The 18207-nt window shown below is 31.4% G+C and carries 16 protein-coding genes; 3 read left to right on the top strand and 13 right to left on the bottom strand.

Annotated elements, in window-relative coordinates:
- Positions 1-152: 152 nt before the first annotated feature.
- Entirely contained in the window at positions 153-1451 is a 1299-nt protein-coding gene (locus tag JJD95_RS02765; RefSeq protein ID WP_291640122.1) for a hypothetical protein, read from the bottom strand.
- 76 nt (positions 1452-1527) lie between these two features.
- Positions 1528-2085, bottom strand: coding sequence for a ferritin family protein (locus JJD95_RS02770; protein ID WP_291640124.1), 558 nt, complete (start codon positions 2083-2085; stop codon positions 1528-1530).
- A 215-nt stretch (positions 2086-2300) separates the two neighbouring features.
- On the opposite strand from JJD95_RS02770, the gene spoVB reads away from it, so the two are divergent.
- The gene (gene spoVB, locus JJD95_RS02775; protein ID WP_291640126.1) at positions 2301-3806 is read left to right on the top strand and encodes a stage V sporulation protein B; all 1506 of its coding nucleotides are present in this window, start codon (positions 2301-2303) and stop codon (positions 3804-3806) included.
- A 50-nt stretch (positions 3807-3856) separates the two neighbouring features.
- Here the strand turns inward: spoVB and JJD95_RS02780 are convergent, their stop codons facing one another.
- The 7 genes from JJD95_RS02780 to JJD95_RS02810 all read right to left on the bottom strand — a co-directional run bounded on the left by JJD95_RS02780 (position 3857) and on the right by JJD95_RS02810 (position 12603).
- Positions 3857-5485, bottom strand: coding sequence for a polysaccharide biosynthesis protein (locus JJD95_RS02780; protein ID WP_291640127.1), 1629 nt, complete (start codon positions 5483-5485; stop codon positions 3857-3859).
- A 34-nt stretch (positions 5486-5519) separates the two neighbouring features.
- Positions 5520-6473, bottom strand: coding sequence for an RluA family pseudouridine synthase (locus tag JJD95_RS02785; RefSeq protein WP_291640129.1), 954 nt, complete (start codon positions 6471-6473; stop codon positions 5520-5522).
- Positions 6474-6595: 122 nt separating this feature from the next.
- Positions 6596-7753: a M20 family metallopeptidase gene (locus JJD95_RS02790; RefSeq protein WP_291640252.1), complete on the bottom strand. Its 1158-nt coding sequence runs from the start codon at positions 7751-7753 to the stop codon at positions 6596-6598.
- Between the two features lie 58 nt (positions 7754-7811).
- The gene (locus JJD95_RS02795; protein ID WP_291640131.1) at positions 7812-9821 is read right to left on the bottom strand and encodes a cell division protein FtsA; all 2010 of its coding nucleotides are present in this window, start codon (positions 9819-9821) and stop codon (positions 7812-7814) included.
- A 94-nt stretch (positions 9822-9915) separates the two neighbouring features.
- A complete protein-coding gene (locus JJD95_RS02800; RefSeq protein ID WP_291640133.1) occupies positions 9916-10215 on the bottom strand; it encodes a hypothetical protein in 300 nt (99 codons plus the stop codon).
- A gap of 148 nt (positions 10216-10363) precedes the next feature.
- The gene (locus JJD95_RS02805) at positions 10364-10507 is read right to left on the bottom strand and encodes a hypothetical protein (RefSeq protein ID WP_291640136.1); all 144 of its coding nucleotides are present in this window, start codon (positions 10505-10507) and stop codon (positions 10364-10366) included.
- Between the two features lie 44 nt (positions 10508-10551).
- Positions 10552-12603 (bottom strand): ATP-dependent helicase, encoded by a 2052-nt coding sequence (locus tag JJD95_RS02810; RefSeq protein WP_291640138.1) that lies wholly within the window; start codon positions 12601-12603, stop codon positions 10552-10554.
- A gap of 136 nt (positions 12604-12739) precedes the next feature.
- Between JJD95_RS02810 and JJD95_RS02815 the strand changes: the two genes are divergently transcribed.
- The gene (locus tag JJD95_RS02815; RefSeq protein ID WP_291640140.1) at positions 12740-14218 is read left to right on the top strand and encodes a nicotinate phosphoribosyltransferase; all 1479 of its coding nucleotides are present in this window, start codon (positions 12740-12742) and stop codon (positions 14216-14218) included.
- Between the two features lie 139 nt (positions 14219-14357).
- Positions 14358-14717, top strand: coding sequence for a hypothetical protein (locus JJD95_RS02820; protein ID WP_291640141.1), 360 nt, complete (start codon positions 14358-14360; stop codon positions 14715-14717).
- 56 nt (positions 14718-14773) lie between these two features.
- Here JJD95_RS02820 and ndk read toward each other — a convergent pair whose 3' ends face one another.
- The 4 genes from ndk to JJD95_RS02840 all read right to left on the bottom strand — a co-directional run bounded on the left by ndk (position 14774) and on the right by JJD95_RS02840 (position 18202).
- Positions 14774-15244 (bottom strand): nucleoside-diphosphate kinase, encoded by a 471-nt coding sequence (gene ndk / locus JJD95_RS02825; RefSeq protein WP_291640143.1) that lies wholly within the window; start codon positions 15242-15244, stop codon positions 14774-14776.
- A 79-nt stretch (positions 15245-15323) separates the two neighbouring features.
- Positions 15324-15539, bottom strand: a complete 216-nt coding sequence (locus JJD95_RS02830; protein WP_291640145.1) for a hypothetical protein — start codon at positions 15537-15539, stop codon at positions 15324-15326.
- A gap of 118 nt (positions 15540-15657) precedes the next feature.
- On the bottom strand, positions 15658-16341 hold the full coding sequence (locus tag JJD95_RS02835; RefSeq protein WP_291640147.1) for a DUF4430 domain-containing protein: 684 nt from the start codon (positions 16339-16341) through the stop codon (positions 15658-15660).
- A 49-nt stretch (positions 16342-16390) separates the two neighbouring features.
- On the bottom strand, positions 16391-18202 hold the full coding sequence (locus JJD95_RS02840) for an LPXTG cell wall anchor domain-containing protein (protein ID WP_291640149.1): 1812 nt from the start codon (positions 18200-18202) through the stop codon (positions 16391-16393).
- Positions 18203-18207: the final 5 nt, after the last annotated feature.

The raw sequence follows: 18207 nt of genomic DNA on the forward strand, positions 1-18207 counted from the left end.
GCTTTTTTAAAATAATGTGTAAAAAAGTCTTTTTGTTATGCCTATAATTAATTTGAGTATAATTCGTTATCCAGATACATATTATTATTTCCTAAATGTGGATATTGTTAATTATTGTTTTCCGACTATACTCTATTATATCTATTTACATTTTACCTCTTTTTGCTTAAACCAACAAGTATGCTAACTATTAAAGTTACCACTACTATTAATAAATAGCAACTAAACCTTTTTGTTCCACTTTCTACAATATCAATTTTAATTTTTTCTATTCTAATTAAATATCCATTTTTAGAATCTAATGCTGTTAAACCATCAAAGAACTTAATACTAGATAAATAAGTACCTTGTTCAAAATTTATTTTTTCTTTAAGTGCACCCAAACTATTCAAACTATATATACTATTATCGTTCTTTTCATAGAAATATATACAATCTAAGTCTCCTAATATTCCTTTTGTATCAACTGCTAAACTCACTAAACTATCTACTGCTGTATGTTGATAAATCGGTGCTGGTGGATTTGTTGTAGGGTGTTTATCTAAAATAAACGATATGGAACTGTTATTTAATCCTTTAAACTTAGGGGAACTAACTTCATCCCCACCCGTGTAATCTGGAAAACCATACCATGCATTTTTTTTAATCTGGTATATATAATCACTATCCCCTTTTACAGGCCTTAACCCTCTATCCTCAATACCTCCCACAGTAACCACTACTTTGCCCTCACTGTTAAAATCTATACCCTTCATATTCCTTATACCCCAAGCAAAATTTGCCTTTGCTCCGGTTTTTAAATTATAGATTATTATTGACGAATTCCCAGGCACATGTTCCGTAATAATTTGTCCTTTTGTATTCATAGTTTTATATGGAACAAATGCTCCAGTTTTTTCTTTAGTAAAATTAATTCCTTTAACTGTTATTCCCTTTGGCGAAATATCATGATTTATAGGATAATCATCTAGCCACTGGTTATCAGGGCCTACTACCCCAGAATTTGTTGCCGCACCTATAGTAACAAATATATATTCCCCATAAATCTTAATCAAACTCTTATTATAATCTCCATAATTAGGTATGTCCTTAATTAGTTGTTTATCTTCTTTAGATATTAAATTATAAGAGTAGACTCCCGTCCCTGATGCATAATATAATATTTTATTGTTATAGTCTAAACTATTTATACTCAGTTTCTTATCTTCAAATATAGAATATGATTTACCTGCACTATCAATGCACTGTATACTGTCTTTGAAAGCTATATAGTAGTTTCCCTCTTTGTCCACAGTAAAATCTACTGCTTCATTTAATCCCTTAAAAAGTATTTGTGACTTTATGCCTCCATCTTTTACTGTAATTTTATGTTCTGTAAAGTTTCCTTTCATTGAAAATAGTGCAAAAGCCATTGCGGCTAAAATAACTATAAATCCAATGGTCTTTTTCATACTTCCCCCCTAAATTATAAATACTCTAATCTATGTATATTTACATAGATTAGAGTATATGTATTAATAAAAGTGGTTAATTGCTTTTAGCAATTTTTATATGGTCCCTTTCAACTTCTGATAGTGCAGTAAATACTTTTTCAACATTAAGATTAACTATTTTCTTTAAGTTTTTTTCATAAAACTGCGAAGCATGAATTTCTCTATCTTCTGCCAGTTTCATCAAGCTTTTGTCAGTCTTATGTTTACTGTAATCTATATCGATAAGTTTAGGCAATTCTTTGAATCCACCTAGTTTCATGTGCACTATAGCATGCATCCGCTCAATCTTTGAAAGTGCTTCAAAAGTTTCTTTAACCTCTATACTACGTGCAAGCACAGCTGCTGATTTATAAAAATCCGAATTAAATATTTCAAGTTTCATAGCATGATCAATTATCAATAAAGTACTAGGATCTAAACACCCAACAGGACCCTCAAATATTTCTTTGCTTTCGACTTTTATATACTTAGTATTTACACCACAAAATGGACAATATTTAATACATTCACTTTCGTTATCTTCAAGTAAGCCTTTACTATTTATATTGAAATTATTTATATTTATATCCATCCCACAAATCAAACATTTCATATTTCTATTATACCCCCAGGTTTATTAGGTTAGGACAATCATTAATAAGAACATTTTAACACAAAAACTACCCCTAAGGAGAATTTTTTTATATAATTTATTTATTTTGAAAAAATACAAGTTTTATCCGCCTTGTAGAATATAATCCAATCACTTCACATACAAATAATTAATAACTGCTATAGGTCAGTGTCAAGAACAAGGAGGATCCATCCATGATAAAAGATAATTTCTATAGAGATTCAATAATACTCACAGTTTCAAATTTAGTTGGAGGTATACTTAGATTTATGTTTGCGATTCTACTTTCGAAAAAACTTGGAGCACAAGGTATGGGGCTTTATAGCCTTGTAATGCCTATCTATGATTTATTCATTTGTCTTATCTGTGGTGGAATGGTAACAGCTATTTCAAAAGAAGCCTCATCTTACTTTGGAATAAACGATTATGGCAATTTAAACAAAACCATACATACTGCCATTGTTTTTGATTTTATTTGGGCTATATTAATAGCTATTTCAGTATTCATTTTATCACCTTTTATCAGTACATACATAATAAAAGACCAAAGGACATTATATTCTCTTTTAGTTATTTGCCCTGCTTTAATCTTTGTTGCACTTTCTTCTATATACAAAGGCTATTTCTATGGTATTTCAAATGTTAAAGTACCTGCAATAATAGATATAGTTGAAAAAACTGTAAGAATGATTATATTAGTTGGAATAATAAATTTCTTTACACTCAGAAATGTGACTTCTACTGTACCCGCTACTTACATCGCCTTATCCATTGGGGAATTTATAAGCTTTATTCTGTTATATGCCTTCTATAAAAAAAGTAAAAATAAATTCAAGGAGTACACTAAAAGGGCTGAAGGAAGAGCTCAACTCCTATTTAATGTTCTTGTCGTTTCTCTGCCACTATCCCTTAATGGTTTTTTAACTACCGCAATTTCTGCACTATCCACCTTAATTGTCCCTAGGCGACTAGTTTATGCAGGTCTTGAATATACGGAAGTTCTAGCCTTAATCGGTAAATTCTCAGGCATGGCTATGAGCATCGTGTTTTTTCCATTTATTATTGTAATGTCTATGGCAACCATATTAACTCCCGACATTTCTAAAAGTATTAGTAAAAATGATTATCATGCACTAGAGGAAAGAGTTGCCGAAGTTATAAAAATTTCATTTTTGCTCGGCGCATCCACTCTAATAATATGTTTATCTACTGGAGATTCCCTTGGAAAACTATTTTTCGACAGATATGACTTAGGCATCTACATACGTCTTGCTGCATTAAGCGCTCCATTCATGTACATGGCTGGTTCAACTTTTGGAATACTAAATGGACTTGGTAAACAAAAAATAATTTTAATAAATTCTCTAATAACTTCTATTTTACAACTTGTGCTTCTATATATACTCTTAGGCATTTCGGGTATGAGTATTTTAGGATATGGAATAGCTCTCCTTGTAACCTCTATATTAAGCTTTATATTAAATATCATAGCAATCAAAAAAAGTTGCTATCTACAGTTTTCAATGACAGAAATTATAATCAATGTTTGTCTTAGTATATTCATATACTTCATACTTAAAATTTTAGATAATACTATACCTAATTCTATGTTTATCACTAAAAATATAGTAATCATTGTTACTGGGTTCTCCCTAATATTATTTTCTTTTATTCTTTCAAAAAATAGTAAACAAGTCTAATGCTCCCAAAAGCCTTGGACTTGTTTCTTTTACTAATCACATTTAATTTTTCATCTAATTCTTTTTAAAATAGATACAGGTATGAGTTTCGTAATCTTACGTGGTAAACCTTCCAAATCTTCTTTAGTTATTCCACCTATAAGCACTAATACGAAGAAATAAGTTAATATAGCTAAAATCATAGAACTTGCTATTGCCATAGCATTAGCAAAAAAACCTTCCTTTATAAAACTAAATACAAAATTAAAGTTAATATATATGAGTTTTACAACTATTGCCATAATACCTGATGCTATTATGGGTTTAATGGCATGATTAGGCAGATTAATTTTAACCCTTAGTGTTTTGTTCATAGCACTATTGTTAAATATCAAAAGTATCGCAAAACTTACACCACTAGCCATAACAGCTCCTAATACGTTAAATCTTGGAATGGCTACAAAAATATAATTAACAATTATTTTTCCCATTAACCCAAACACTGCATAAACGGTAACTAAATAAAGTTTCCCAAGACCTTGAAGAATTGAAGTTTGAATACTAACCACAGCCATAAGTATTATTACTCCTGACCCATATATAAGTAATCTTGTTACATCAGAATCAAAGTGTAGTAGTTCTACTATAGGTTTAGCTAAAACTGCTAGTCCAACTGAGGATGGTACTGCCACTAAAAAACATAGCCTAAAAGCATAATTAACCTTTCCCTTTACAGCTTTTTTATCCTTTAATGCCATTAAACTAGAAATAGAAGGCAAAATAGTTATTGCGAGTGCTGTAATAATGGCTATAGGTACATTTATTAATGTGGTATATTTAGTTAATACACCCCATAAAATTGTAACTTGACTTTTAGACATTCCAGAATCTATCATTCTAGATTTAACTAACCATAAATCAATAAATAACCCCGCTTGCTGTATTCCTAAACATATTGTCATTGGAACGGCATAACTTAAAAGCCTTTTTATTATTTTTTTAGTGGTGAGTCTTTTTATATTTAATTTGTTATATCCTTTAGGAACTCTAAAAACTTTATTCTTTTTATAGGAATTAATCATATATATTACGGCAACTAACGCTCCAATAGTTGTACCAATGGTTCCGCCTGCTGCACCTTGTGCCATTCCATATTTTATAAAATACGCTGCAAAAGCTAAGCTAAATATGGTATTTGCAATTTGTTCCAATACCTGCGATACAGCAGTAGGAGTCATATTTCCTCTTCCTTGGAAATACCCTCTATAAGCTGATAATATAGATGATATTAAAATAGTTGGAGCTAAGGCCATTATTGCTAGCTTTGCATTGGCACTTTTAGTTATTATTGATAGGGGTCCTGCAAAAAGAAGCAATAACAAGGACATAACCAGTCCCAATATAAAAAGTAAAAATCTAGCTATTTTAAACGTTCTTACTGCATCTTTGTAATTTTCTACAGCTATAAGTTCTGATATCATTTTAGAAATAGCAACTGGAATACCCGCATTTGTTAAAATATATACATACACAAATATAGGGTATGCAGATGCATATATACCATAGCCATCAGTTCCTAATATGTTATTTAAAAAAGGTACATAGAGTAAAGATAAAAGCTTAACCATAAAACTTGCTACAGATAATATGGCAAAGCCTTTTGAGGTAGACTGTTTATTTAAATTCACTTTTTCGCTCATTAAATCATCACCTTCGGTGCTTTAAAACCACCCTCTAAAATTTAAATACATCCTTTTTAATCTTTTTAAGTACTGGAGGTAAACTTTCCGCAATGGTTTTGTTTTCCATATAAGCTAGTTCCTCTGGGCAATTCTTAAATATTGTCTTATATGCATATAAAAATTGATAATCTAAACCATATTTGTTTTGGAAGAAACTATTCATCTTTTTCTCACCATATTTTGGATCACCAACAATAGGGTTTCCTAAATGGCTTAAATGAGCACGTAGCTGATGGCTTCTACCTGTTATAAGATTAATATCTACTAGTGAGAATGTACCACAACTTTCTATATTTTTAACTTCCATGGCTATTCTTTTTGTATTAGGCATCTTTGTGTCGAATACCTCTGAGATGTTTGCATCCTCGTCTTTGCGTATATACCCTTCATAAACACCGTCTTTTATTCTGTTTCTTACTAGTGCCATGTAATATTTCTCAACACTTCTTTCTCTTACCATTTCATTTAAAAGTTTAAGAGAGTTAAAGTTTTTACCAAACATAACTATACCTGAAGTATTTCTGTCTAGCCTATTACAAGGTGCTGGTGTAAAGGTTATTTCATTTTCAGGCCTATAGTCTCCCTTGTCAAACAAATAAGAAAGAACATAATCCACTAAAGTAGCTTCTCCACCCTTTTTGTCAGAATGAACTAAAACTCCCGGCCATTTTTCCACCATTAATATATTAGCATCCTCAAATGTTATTTTTAGATTATTATCAATTCTAATAAACTCTTCTTTTTTAAACTCACTGGTAATATATTTTGTTTCAACTATATCACCTTGTACTAAAGAATGTTTTTCCTTGATTTTATTACCATTAACCCTAATATCACCTTTTCTAAAAGCCTTATATATTTTACTTAGTGGTACATCACCTAGTACTTTTCTCATGAATTTATCTGTTCTTTGTCCTGCTTCATTTGCTCCGATCTCTATCCTCATATGTTTCCTCCTATGTTTCTATATATAATGACGTATTCCGCTTATAATCCAATCTATTTTATAATAAATTACCTTACACTTTTCAAAAAATCACATCAAGCTTCAATTATATACTAATTTCGTTACAAATCCAATAGGAATTCATAAGCTAACTTGCATTGCATAGCTACTCCTATGGATAAACAGCTCTCATCTATATCAAATAAAGTTCCATGAGCAGGATGAACTATACCTTTTTCTACATTTCCACTTCCTAAAAAATAAAATAACGACGGCCTTTCCAAAGAAAAATAAGAAAAACTTTCTCCTCCCATAGTAGGATGATCTAATTTATAAACATTATCCGCTCCTATGACTTCACTTGCCAAAGTTTCAAACATTCCTGCCAGCTTATCATTATTATAAAGACAAGGATAGCTTTCCACAATATTAATTTCACATTTTCCTCTCATAGATGTAACTATGCCTTCTACTACCTGAATTAATCTAGTCTTTATATACTCCCTATTCTCACTGCTGGTAGTTCTGATAATTCCAGATATTATAACTTCTTCCGGTATAATATTTTCAGCTGTGCCTCCATGAATGGATCCTATAGTCAGTACTGCAGGATCTGTAGGCGAAATTTCCCTGCTTATAATATTTTGAAGGGAAGTAATAACACTACTAGCAATTACAATAGGATCAATAGTCATATGTGGACTTGCACCATGTCCTCCCTTACCTATTATTTTTATTGTAAATGGATTCGATGCTGCATAGGCTACCCCTCTTTTTAAACCAACTGTTCCTGCTTCTAACCACTCTTCTACATGGAGCCCAAAAACAGCATCCACCTTAGGCTCTTCAAGCACTCCCTCTTTAATCATAACCCTTGAGCCACCAGTAGTTTCTTCAGCTGGTTCAAAAAAAAGTTTAATATTACCTGGGATTTTCTCTTTCATACTATTTAATATTTTGGCCGCACCTAGAAGTATAGTTGTATGAGCGTCATGTCCACAAGCATGCATTTTACCTTTAACTGTAGAGGAATAATCGCATATCTTCTTATCGTCTAATGGAAGTGCATCCATATCTGCTCTTAAAGCAACAGTCTTTTCGCCCTTACCACGAATAATAGCACAAATTCCCGTTCCTGCTACCTCATAATATTCAATGCCTTCCGCTGCTAAAAAGTCTTTTACCTTTTGGGAAGTTCTAAATAAATCAAAGCCTAGTTCTGGATTCTTATGAAGGTCCCGTCTTATATCTACTAATTGACTATGAATATTTTCTGCCATCTCTAAAAAATTCACGTTTACACACCTCTCCACTTATTAATATCCTAAAAAACTATTACTAGTTATCCCAATATATTCGGATTATATCTCCACTATTTAGTGGCTGATAATAACTAGCTTTACTATCATTTAGCGTCAGTATTAGATTTCCATTTGATTTAGACAAATCAAAGTCTACATAATCAAATATGTCCACAAAAATATATTTTTCCTTATTTTTAAGAGTTATGATTTTTTTATTAACCTCCACTACAAGCTCTTTTAATCCTACATCTGATTTATTATGTGCATCTTTAACCTGAACATATTCATTAGTATTTTCCTTTTTTAAAGTTACACTATATATTCTATCTCCTTCTTTAATAACGTAATCCTTCTGCAGTTCTTTATTATTCATCATAAAAGTTAGAGTACTTTCTTTATTTCCATAATATTTTATATATTCCTGAATTGTAACTGGGAATTCTATATTTATATCATCATTTTCTTTAATTAGTGAATTTATAAGAGCTCTTTTTCCATTTATGAATGTTACAGGCTCCATATTTCTTATTTTATCATCAAAATAAAAACTCACAGCTTGAATGTTCTTTACAAAATCAGTAATCTTAGGTTCAGCTTTTTTTCCATCGATGCTGAAAGAAACATCGATAATGTCCCCCTCTACAACTTCGGAATCAATATTTGCGATGGAGCTATTTATCTTTATTTCCGCCCCTTTAGCTAAGCTACCAAAGGACACTCGTTTTATACCATCAACTGTAAATCTAATATTCTTACCGTTCTTACCAATTAATATCTTAGGATTTATACCTTCTTGCACCATTACGTCCATAACAGTATGTTTATGTGCATTAAATAGGCTTATAATTTTATCATTTATTGTGACATCAACAAAATCATTTCCTAATCTCTTTACTGATATAAGTGCTATACCTAAAACTGTAACCCCAATGCTTCCAAGACTAGCATCACATATACATTCAACTACTGCGTCTCGTCCCTTAATAGCAACCCTTTGTAGTGGCAGATTTAATATTTTAGCAATGTTCTCTCTAATAAAAGGAGTATGTGCTCCCCCTCCTACTAGAAATACAGCATTAGGAGATTTCCCTCCATTTAATTCAATTATCTTATTCCCAACTTGTTCTGCAATCTTCATAACTATAGGGTTAATTATTTTCAATACTTCCTCAGGCTCTATTTCATTTTCAAGACCTAACACATCTATAAATACAATTTTTTCTTTTCCACTGCACTGCTTTTTAATACTCTCCGCGGCATTAAAATCAACTAAATATGATTGTGCTACTACTTCAGTTACTTCGTCCCCAGCCATTGGTACCATACCATATGCACTTATACTGTCTTTACTACTAATAGCAATATCCGCAGTGCCTGCACCAATATCAACTAATGCTAAATTTAGAAGTCGTAAATTCTGTGGTACTGCAGCTTCCATAGCTGCTATTGGTTCTAAAGTTAAGCTTACAACGGAAAGCTCCGCCTTACTCATAACAGCATAAAGGCTATCAACAACTGAGCGTGGAAGGAATGTAGCAATTATATCAACCGCAATATTTTCTCCTTTGTGAGCATTCAGATTTGAAATTACATAACCATTTAAATAGTAATTTTTAACACTGTAGCCTACACAATAAAGCTTACCTTGTGTAGATTTAACAACTTCATCCTCTGCCATTTTAACCGCGGTAATCTCCAAACTTCTAATAGCTTCTCTATTAATTTCCTTATCTCCATCTATTTCTATTTCAGCCTTTGTTGTAGTTGTTCTTAAAAACCTTCCCGCAGCAGCAATAGCTACTTTAGTTAAGGAAATATTTAAGTTACTCTCCAATTCATTTTTTACCTTTTTCACTCCACTAGCTACGGAGTCAATATCATGAATTTGACCATCAATCATAGCCCTATCCTCATGTTCTATATAACTTTCGGAAAGAACCTTAAATTTCTTCTCTGATATTACTCCAACTGTCCCTATAATGGACCTTGTTCCTATATCTAAAGCAAATATTAGTCCCTCTTTATTAACATTTGTGATATCCATTTTTATACCTCTTCCTCACAAAATACTAAGCTCATATTAATAAAATATGAGCTTAGTAAAATTATATAACATTATATTGCAATATTCAACAAAACTACTGCATTAACTTAATTACTCCAGAATTTTCTGATATATAAGGCAATTGTTTTACAATAGTGTAAATGTATTTTGGTTTTGATTTCTCATCTTTTAAAACCTGTTCTAAGGATAATTCATTATAATACAGTAACTTACACCAAAAATCCACAAAATCATCTCTTGTAATAAAAATTACATCATCTCGCTCTTTAACTGTAAATCCACAATTGAACTTTTCTAAAATTTTTATATCTGAGTAATCCTCCCTGGATAAAATCGATCGCACATCTTCCCACATTTTCTTAAAGGCAACCATTGAAACTCCTCCTTAACTAACAATTTCCTCTATAGTATATCTGATTTTCACCCATTGTCAAATATTGCTGTCTATTACATTATATGTTTCTTTTTTTACTTTATAACCTGAATTACTAAATAAAAAAAATTTATTTAAACTCTTGATATTATTTATGTTTTCCTTTTTTCTTCTTTTTAAGATTTCCTTTTCTACCAATAGATTCAGTAGGCTTATCCTTTGATGTTGCTTTGATACCTTTAGCCTTTTCTATAGCAATATTAATAGAGTTTTTCCCTTTTGGAAGTGCCACAATAAATCCCTCCTTATATTAGAAACTCTTATATTCTTAAATTTCTAGTCCACTTTTGATATTAGAGAATTATTATATAGTACCTTAGCATCAAATTTTCTTATAATTCCCCCATCAAACTGCAAGACTAAATCATTATTTGTAATAGAAATTACTTTTCCCTTGCCAAAACTTTTATGCAGCACCGTATCTCCTTCTTTAAAAGGAAAATTCGTACCATCTTCTCCTATAATATTGCACTCCACAATAAATCGTGAGGTTTCTTTTACTTTTCCTTTTATATTTTTAGAAATGCAAAGCCAAACATTGTCTATAGCTCTTGTAATCCCTACATAAAACAGCCTTCTTTCTTCCTCTATGTTTTTATCCATGCTATTTACATGTGGGATATTTTCCTCATTACAATTTATAAGGAATACGTTTTTAAACTCCATACCCTTTACCCCGTGGATCGTACTAAGTATCACCGCATCGTCCTCTGTGCTTTTCTTATGCTTTTTAATCTCCTCTTTAACCTGCTCTACATGGGCTAGAAAAGCTATTATAGAGTTATATCCTTCTATTGATTGTCTAAACTCGTCTATAACGTCCTCCATCTCACTTAAATCAATCTTAAATTTTGTGCAATATTCTTTAATATTATCATGATAACCTATACTTAAAACTATATTATCTACAGCACTTTTTAATGAGATTTTATTTAGACTATGAATATCTTTTTTTAATTTATCTAACATCTTCATTTGAAACACTGGTGTACCGTCGATATCCTTTACCATTTCAAAACAGTCATCCTTTACAGAATTTCTTCTTAATTTATCTAAATTTAATTTACTTATATATCTAAAGGGCTTATTAATTATTCGAAGAAAACTATCTCTATCAGTTTTATCAATGCTCAGTTTTAAATATGCTATTATATCTTTGCAAATGAAATGCTCAAAAAAATCATACTCCTTATCTAAAAGCAGAAAAGGGATTCTTTTTTTAATGAAAACATCTATTAGACTTCTACACTCTACATTTGTTCTGTATAATATGGCATTATCTCTATAATTTTTATCCTGTACACCATTTCGTTCTTCAATGATACAACTGATTTCCTCTGCCTGATAACTTTCATTTACATTGTTAAGTACCGTAATACCACCATCTTGCTGTTTAAAAGCACTTATGTATTTTTCATTCCTCATGCTATTATTCTTTATAATACTCATGGATATTTCCACTATATTTTTTGGACATCTGTAGTTAGTGGATAAGGGTAATTTCCCTCCACCGTCAAAACGTTCAGAAAACTTAACCATACATTCAGGATTAGAGCCTCTAAAGCCATAAATACATTGGTCTTCGTCACCTACTGCAAAAATTGAATTACCCTCGTTTATAAGTTTTAATATTTCCACTTGCATGGAATCACAGTCTTGAAATTCATCAACTAAAACATGTTTAAATAAGTTTTTATAACCTTTAAGCAGTGTATAATCTTTTATAAACAAGTCTCTACAACCTATTTGAAGATCATCAAAATCATATAAGTTTCTTTCTTTCCTATACTGTTCATAAATATTATAGGCTGCTGTAAAGATTCCTTTATCAATACTTGAAGAGAAGCTTTCCAGATCATCGCCACTAGTCTTAAACACGGAAATATTATTTATTACTTCCTTTACTTTTTCATCACTTACTTCATCTAAATAAGACATTAATACATTTTTTATTAGTTTATATACTTCTAGTGTATTAATTATAGTTATATCCCCATAATAATTTTTAAGAATTTTATAAAATAGGCCATGAAACGTTCCAAAAAACGGAACTCTTTCATTTCCATTAATAGCAACATATCTCTTTTTCATATTAATTGCCGCAGCTCTTGTAAACGTAATTACGATAATATTTTTAGGGTTTATTTTTTTATGATTTATTAAATAAACAATTCTATTAACGATAACTACTGTCTTACCTGATCCCGGACCTGCTGTAACTAATAAATTTCTGCTATCAGAAAAAACTGCTGCTTTTTGTTCCTCACTTAAATTTGTATTCATTTTATTTTTTACTACTTTATTATTTATAATTTGTTTTGTCTCCACTTTCTTTCACCTACTATAATTATGTCATATATTATGTTTATACCCAAAATGCTCTTGTATTAATCATTACCTTATAAATTGGAATTATGTTATAATTCCATTATATACTTTTATTAAATTTCAAAGGGGAAAAATTATGAAAAACTCAAAAGATTTTAATGTGAGAAATGAACGAAATCTAACAATGCTAGTAGATTTTTATGAATTAACTATGGCTAATGCTTATCTTGATAATAATGTTGGAGATAAAATTGCATACTTTGATATGTTTTTTAGACGAATACCTGACGGTGGTGGATATTGCATCATGGCCGGCGTACAACAGTTAATTGAATACCTTTCAGATTTAAGTTTTTCTGATGATGATCTATCCTACTTAAGGGGGAAAAATGTTTTTTCAGAAGACTTTATAGATTACCTAAAGAATTTTAAATTTTGTTGCGATGTATGGGCAATACCAGAAGGTTATCCTGTTTTTCCTGGTGAACCCCTAGTTATAGTTAAAGGACCTGTTATGCAAGCTCAATTTGTTGAGACAATGGTGCTACTCACAATAAATCATCAAACCTTAATAGCCACTAAAGCAAGTAGAATATGTAGAGCTGCCTTAGGTAGACCTGTTATGGAATTCGGTTCTAGACGTGCTCAAGGCTATGATGGCGCCATATACGGTGCTCGTGCTGCTGTCATTGGTGGTTGTTCTGGTACTGCATGCACCATAGCTGAAGAAATGTTTGACATTCCAGCTCTTGGTACTATGGCTCACAGCTGGGTACAACTTTTTGATACTGAATACGAAGCCTTTGAATCTTGGGCTAAAACTTACCCTGATAACTGCATGCTTCTTATAGATACTTATAACGTACTACGCTCTGGTGTGATAAATGCCATAAAAGTATTTGATGAGGTACTTAAACCAATGGGCAAAAGACCTAAAGGAATCCGAATAGATAGTGGCGATATTACTTACTTAACTAAAAAAGTAAGAATGATTCTAGATGAAGCTGGATACGAAGATGTAAAAATAACTATTTCTAACTCACTTGATGAACACATAATAAAGGGTGTTTTAGAAAACGGGGCACAAATCGATAACTTCGGTGTAGGCGAGAGACTTATTACTGCAAGATCAGAGCCTGTGTTTGGCGGGGTCTATAAGTTAGTTGCTGTTGAAAACGATTCAGTTATAATACCAAAAATAAAAATCAGTGAAAATGCAGAAAAAATAACTAACCCTGCGTTTAAAAAAATATATAGGATTTTTGATAAAAAAACACATAAAGCCGTTGCAGATTTAATTACATTACATGACGAGGTAATTGATGAAAGTAGACCCCTTGAAATATTTAATCAAATCTTTACCTGGAAAAAGACACGACTAAGAAATTACTATGTAAAAGATCTTATGGTTAAAATATTTGAAAATGGAAAACCTATTTATAACTCTCCTTCTGTCATGGAAATAAAAGCATTGTCCGCTAGGGAAGTTTCCAATTTGTGGCCAGAAGTTTTAAGATTACAAAACCCTCATCCATATTATGTAGATCTTTCTTGGAATTTATGGAATCTAAAGCAGAGTTTATTAAACCATTATTCAGAAGCCTTGGAAGAGTAGTGCCACCCACGTGGCAAGTGGCAAAAGTGACAAGCTCTAGCGTATAAATGTTATCCACAGCCACTTCCACAAGCTGTTTCCTATATAATAAAAACAATAAATAATAATAATAATAATAATAATAATAATAGGAGGAAAAATGGAGCAAACTTTAAAAATCAAACTCTCTAAGGATGCTCATCAAGAGCTTATGGAAATGATTAGTCGGAGCGAAGATTATGACAGCATTAGATTTGTGTATGCCAGTGGCTGTTGCAAAACAGCAAAAGTAGACATAATCTTAGATAATTATAAAACAGGAGACATTAAAAATACCATTGGTGATTTGCAAATACTATATGATGAAACTCTTGTGGATAATATTGTAGAACTCACAATAGCCTACAAGGATTCTGGATTTTGGATTAAAACAAAATTGCCGGAAAACAGCAAATCAAATTGCTCTAAAAGCGATGAAAAATCTTGTAGTGGTTGCTCTGGAAATTGTAGTTCTCACTAATCAAAAAAACTAACCAAAATATTTTTGGTTAGTTTTTTTATGCACCTTTAAATAAATTATACGTTTACTAATGGCCCAGGATTTTTTGCAAATAAATCCACAGTTTTCTCGTACGTGCCTTCAGTAAGTTCTGGAAACCAAATTGTAATTTCATGTTCTGCACTTTCAGGGCTATCAGATGCATGAACTAAATTCTGAGTTTTATCTAAAGCAAATTTTCCTCTTACACTTCCAATTTCTGCTTTTGTAGGATCTTTATCTCCATTTATTTTTCTCACTACATCCACAGCTTTTTCACCCATTAATATAATTGCACAAATCTTACCTTCGGTAATATAATTTATTAACTCTTCAAAAAAATTCTTTCCAGCATGTTCACTGTAATGTTTTTTAGCACTTTCTTTTGTAGCAGTCATCATTTTCAGAGCTACAATTTCAAGCGATTTCTCCTCATATTGATTAATAATTTCCCCAATAAGGCCACGGTTAACTCCATCAGGTTTAATTAAAACCAAGGTTCTTTCCATTTAATTCACTCCCTCTTTAAATTAATTATAATTTAAATTATATCCAATTATTGCATAATATACACCAGCGCTTATAAACCTATGCATAAGTTTGTTTATACAATAGCCTTAAAGGAGATTCTTTATCCTCACTAAATAAATCATAATCTGAATGGTTTTTAATAATTAGTGGCTTAAAGACTTTAAGTTCAAGAAATGGACAATTCCCCCCGTTATCTGCCCATCTGTATAGTGCACACTCCTTAAAACAATTAATTTCTTCTTCTGCTGTTGTTAAAAAAGGACACTGTAACATTTCATCACCTCATTCCCATAATTTACTACTCTTAATAGCATTATAAGATATTTTAGTGATAAGTTACAGTGTTTTTTGAAAATTCTAAATATTATTTTATAAGCACATGAAAATATGTCTAATTATTCACGCCATCCTCTAAATACTTCCACTCTACAATGTCACCAAACTTTAGTGTATAAGCTCCGCAGCTTACACCGGGCTTAACTCCATTTACGTAATAACACCAACCACTTAGTGGCCCAGAACCTCTTACCTTAAGGTCATACATCCTTGTAACATAAGTTGATTCCCCTCTTCCGGACGCTGCATAGTTATTGCCTAATTCATTACGTGTAATATCAGCTACTGTTTTATTCTCAATATTTACATATACAGATAAAATAATTTTACCAGAGATATCATCTTTAATTATTAAATTAGGTTTTTTTACAGGTTCTTTTTTAGGTTCAGGAGCTTTGGGAGGTATATCTTTTTTTACAACTACTACTTCTTTCTTTTCAACTACTACATTTTCAGTGCTAGTAGTCTTTGTATCTGTTGTTTTATTTTCCACTATCGCTTTTGTTTCCTGCTCCTTAACTTCTGGTTTAGCATCATCTTTCAGTGTTTCCACTTTAACCGTTTGTTCTTGTATATCTTTCTCTTTTACAACTACTTCTGCTGATTTTGAGTCTTTTTCTTCCTGCTGCAGCGCAGCGGTATTTTTATTTAGGTATTTGTCTTGTACAATTTTTGTAATACTTAAAAGCCCTACGCTTATTAATATAACTGTAGCTACAAGTAATATTTTCTTTTTCAACTAAATCACTCTCTTCTATTCTGACATTATAGACCATTTGTATTATATACTATTTTTCACTACTAATCTTTCTTGTGTACAACACTCCTATAACCATAAAGAGCATCCCTAAAACTATAAGAACATTAGTATCAATAGTGGACCCCGTTTGAGGTAATGTATTAGCCTCTGCTTCATTTGTAGTTTCAATTTTATCAGTTGTTGTACTATCCCCTAAAACAAAAACTGGCAGCTCTTTTGCATTAATATCGCTAGAGTAAAAATCATATTTCCCAGAAGTTTTATATTCTTTAATTGCTATTAGCGCTCTAAGTACCTGCTCTGTAGATGTATAGTTTGACTTAGTGTCTTCTACTAAATGCTTAAACCCTCCATCTTCAGCTTTAAAGGATAACAGTGCTGAAACTAAATCACCTTTGGCTTTAATAAATGTTTCTCCCTCTGGATCTATTCCTACAGACGTAAGTCCTAATATAACAAAAGCTGTGGTTTCACTAGCTAAACCATATTGACTAATGCTGTATCCACTTTCATTTTGTAATATAGACAGAGAATTAACAGCTGCATCAATAGCTGCTTTAACATCTGGTTTTGTACTAGAAAATTCTGATAGAGCATTTATAGCCGCTCCTGTCATGTCTGGATCTATTTTGTCTCCATAATAAGTCCATCCTACCATTTTATCTGCATCATAACTTAACTTTGATTTCATTATAATATCAGCTAATTTTTCTTTAGAAACTTTGTAATCTTCCTCTATGTTGGCATAGTTATAAGCAAAGATTCCAAACACCGCATCATTAATTAAAAATGTATTTATATCTCTATTAAACAGCTCTGAAACTAAATCGTAACCCTCCACATTATAAGGCGTATATCCGGCGGCCGTTAAGCCTATAATTAGTTTTTCAATGTCTGTATTGATTAAATCTTTTACACCATTTACCTTAATATCTTCAATACTCTCTTTTAAGAAGGTAGTGTCTACTTTTTCACCTAACGTATTTAAACTAACAGCAGACCAAGTATCAATTCCCTTAGCATTTACAGCTGCAACCGAACTATTTATTGCCTGAGAAATTTCTTTTGTAATTGTAGTATTGTCTACAACTTCAGCTGTAATATTTTCACTTTCCTCCACCACGGGTGCTACTTCTTTTCCTATAGTAAATTCTATTTTATCATAAACTACTTTTGGAGATGCCTCAGTCCTAAAATCGCTTAACTCAAGAGTATGAGTTCCTACTTCTAGTCCTGCTGCAAGTGTAATTTTATTATCCACAACTACTACATCCTTGTCATCAATTTTAGCCATTATTCCAGTAATAGGTTGAATTACTTCCTTTTTCGTTGTGTAATCTTCATAAGTGTTATTTAAACTAATAGTTAATTCAACATTTGCATCCTTAGTTGAATAATCTATTTTATTTGCCGTCATAGTTCCCATATCTCCATAATATAAAATAAGCTTATCCCCGTTTTCTAATGTTGCACCATCAATAGCTGAAGCAATATCTTCATAACTGTTATTTCTTCTTATTGCATAAAGCCACCCATCATATCCACCAAATTTTGCGCTATTTATTCCACCAATTTCCGAAATAAATTTTCCCCAGTCTTCATCATTAGAAGTCATAGATATATTATTTTTATCTAATACCTCTTTTAAAGCCTCAAACCCATTTGATTTACTAGATGTTCCTGTTGTAATTATTTTTTCAAACCCTTCTACCTGCACTGAAACCTCAAAATCATTTTCTACTGCTTTAACCATTGTACTAGCTCCTGTAAGAATTTGACCCATTACGAATATTAATACCAAAGCCATAGTGTAAATCTTCATTTTCATTGTTTTTCTCATTATTA

Origin of the sequence: Clostridium sp. (genome assembly GCF_016650035.1) — a bacterium.
In the GTDB taxonomy this organism is placed as follows: domain Bacteria; phylum Bacillota; class Clostridia; order Clostridiales; family Clostridiaceae; genus Clostridium_AD.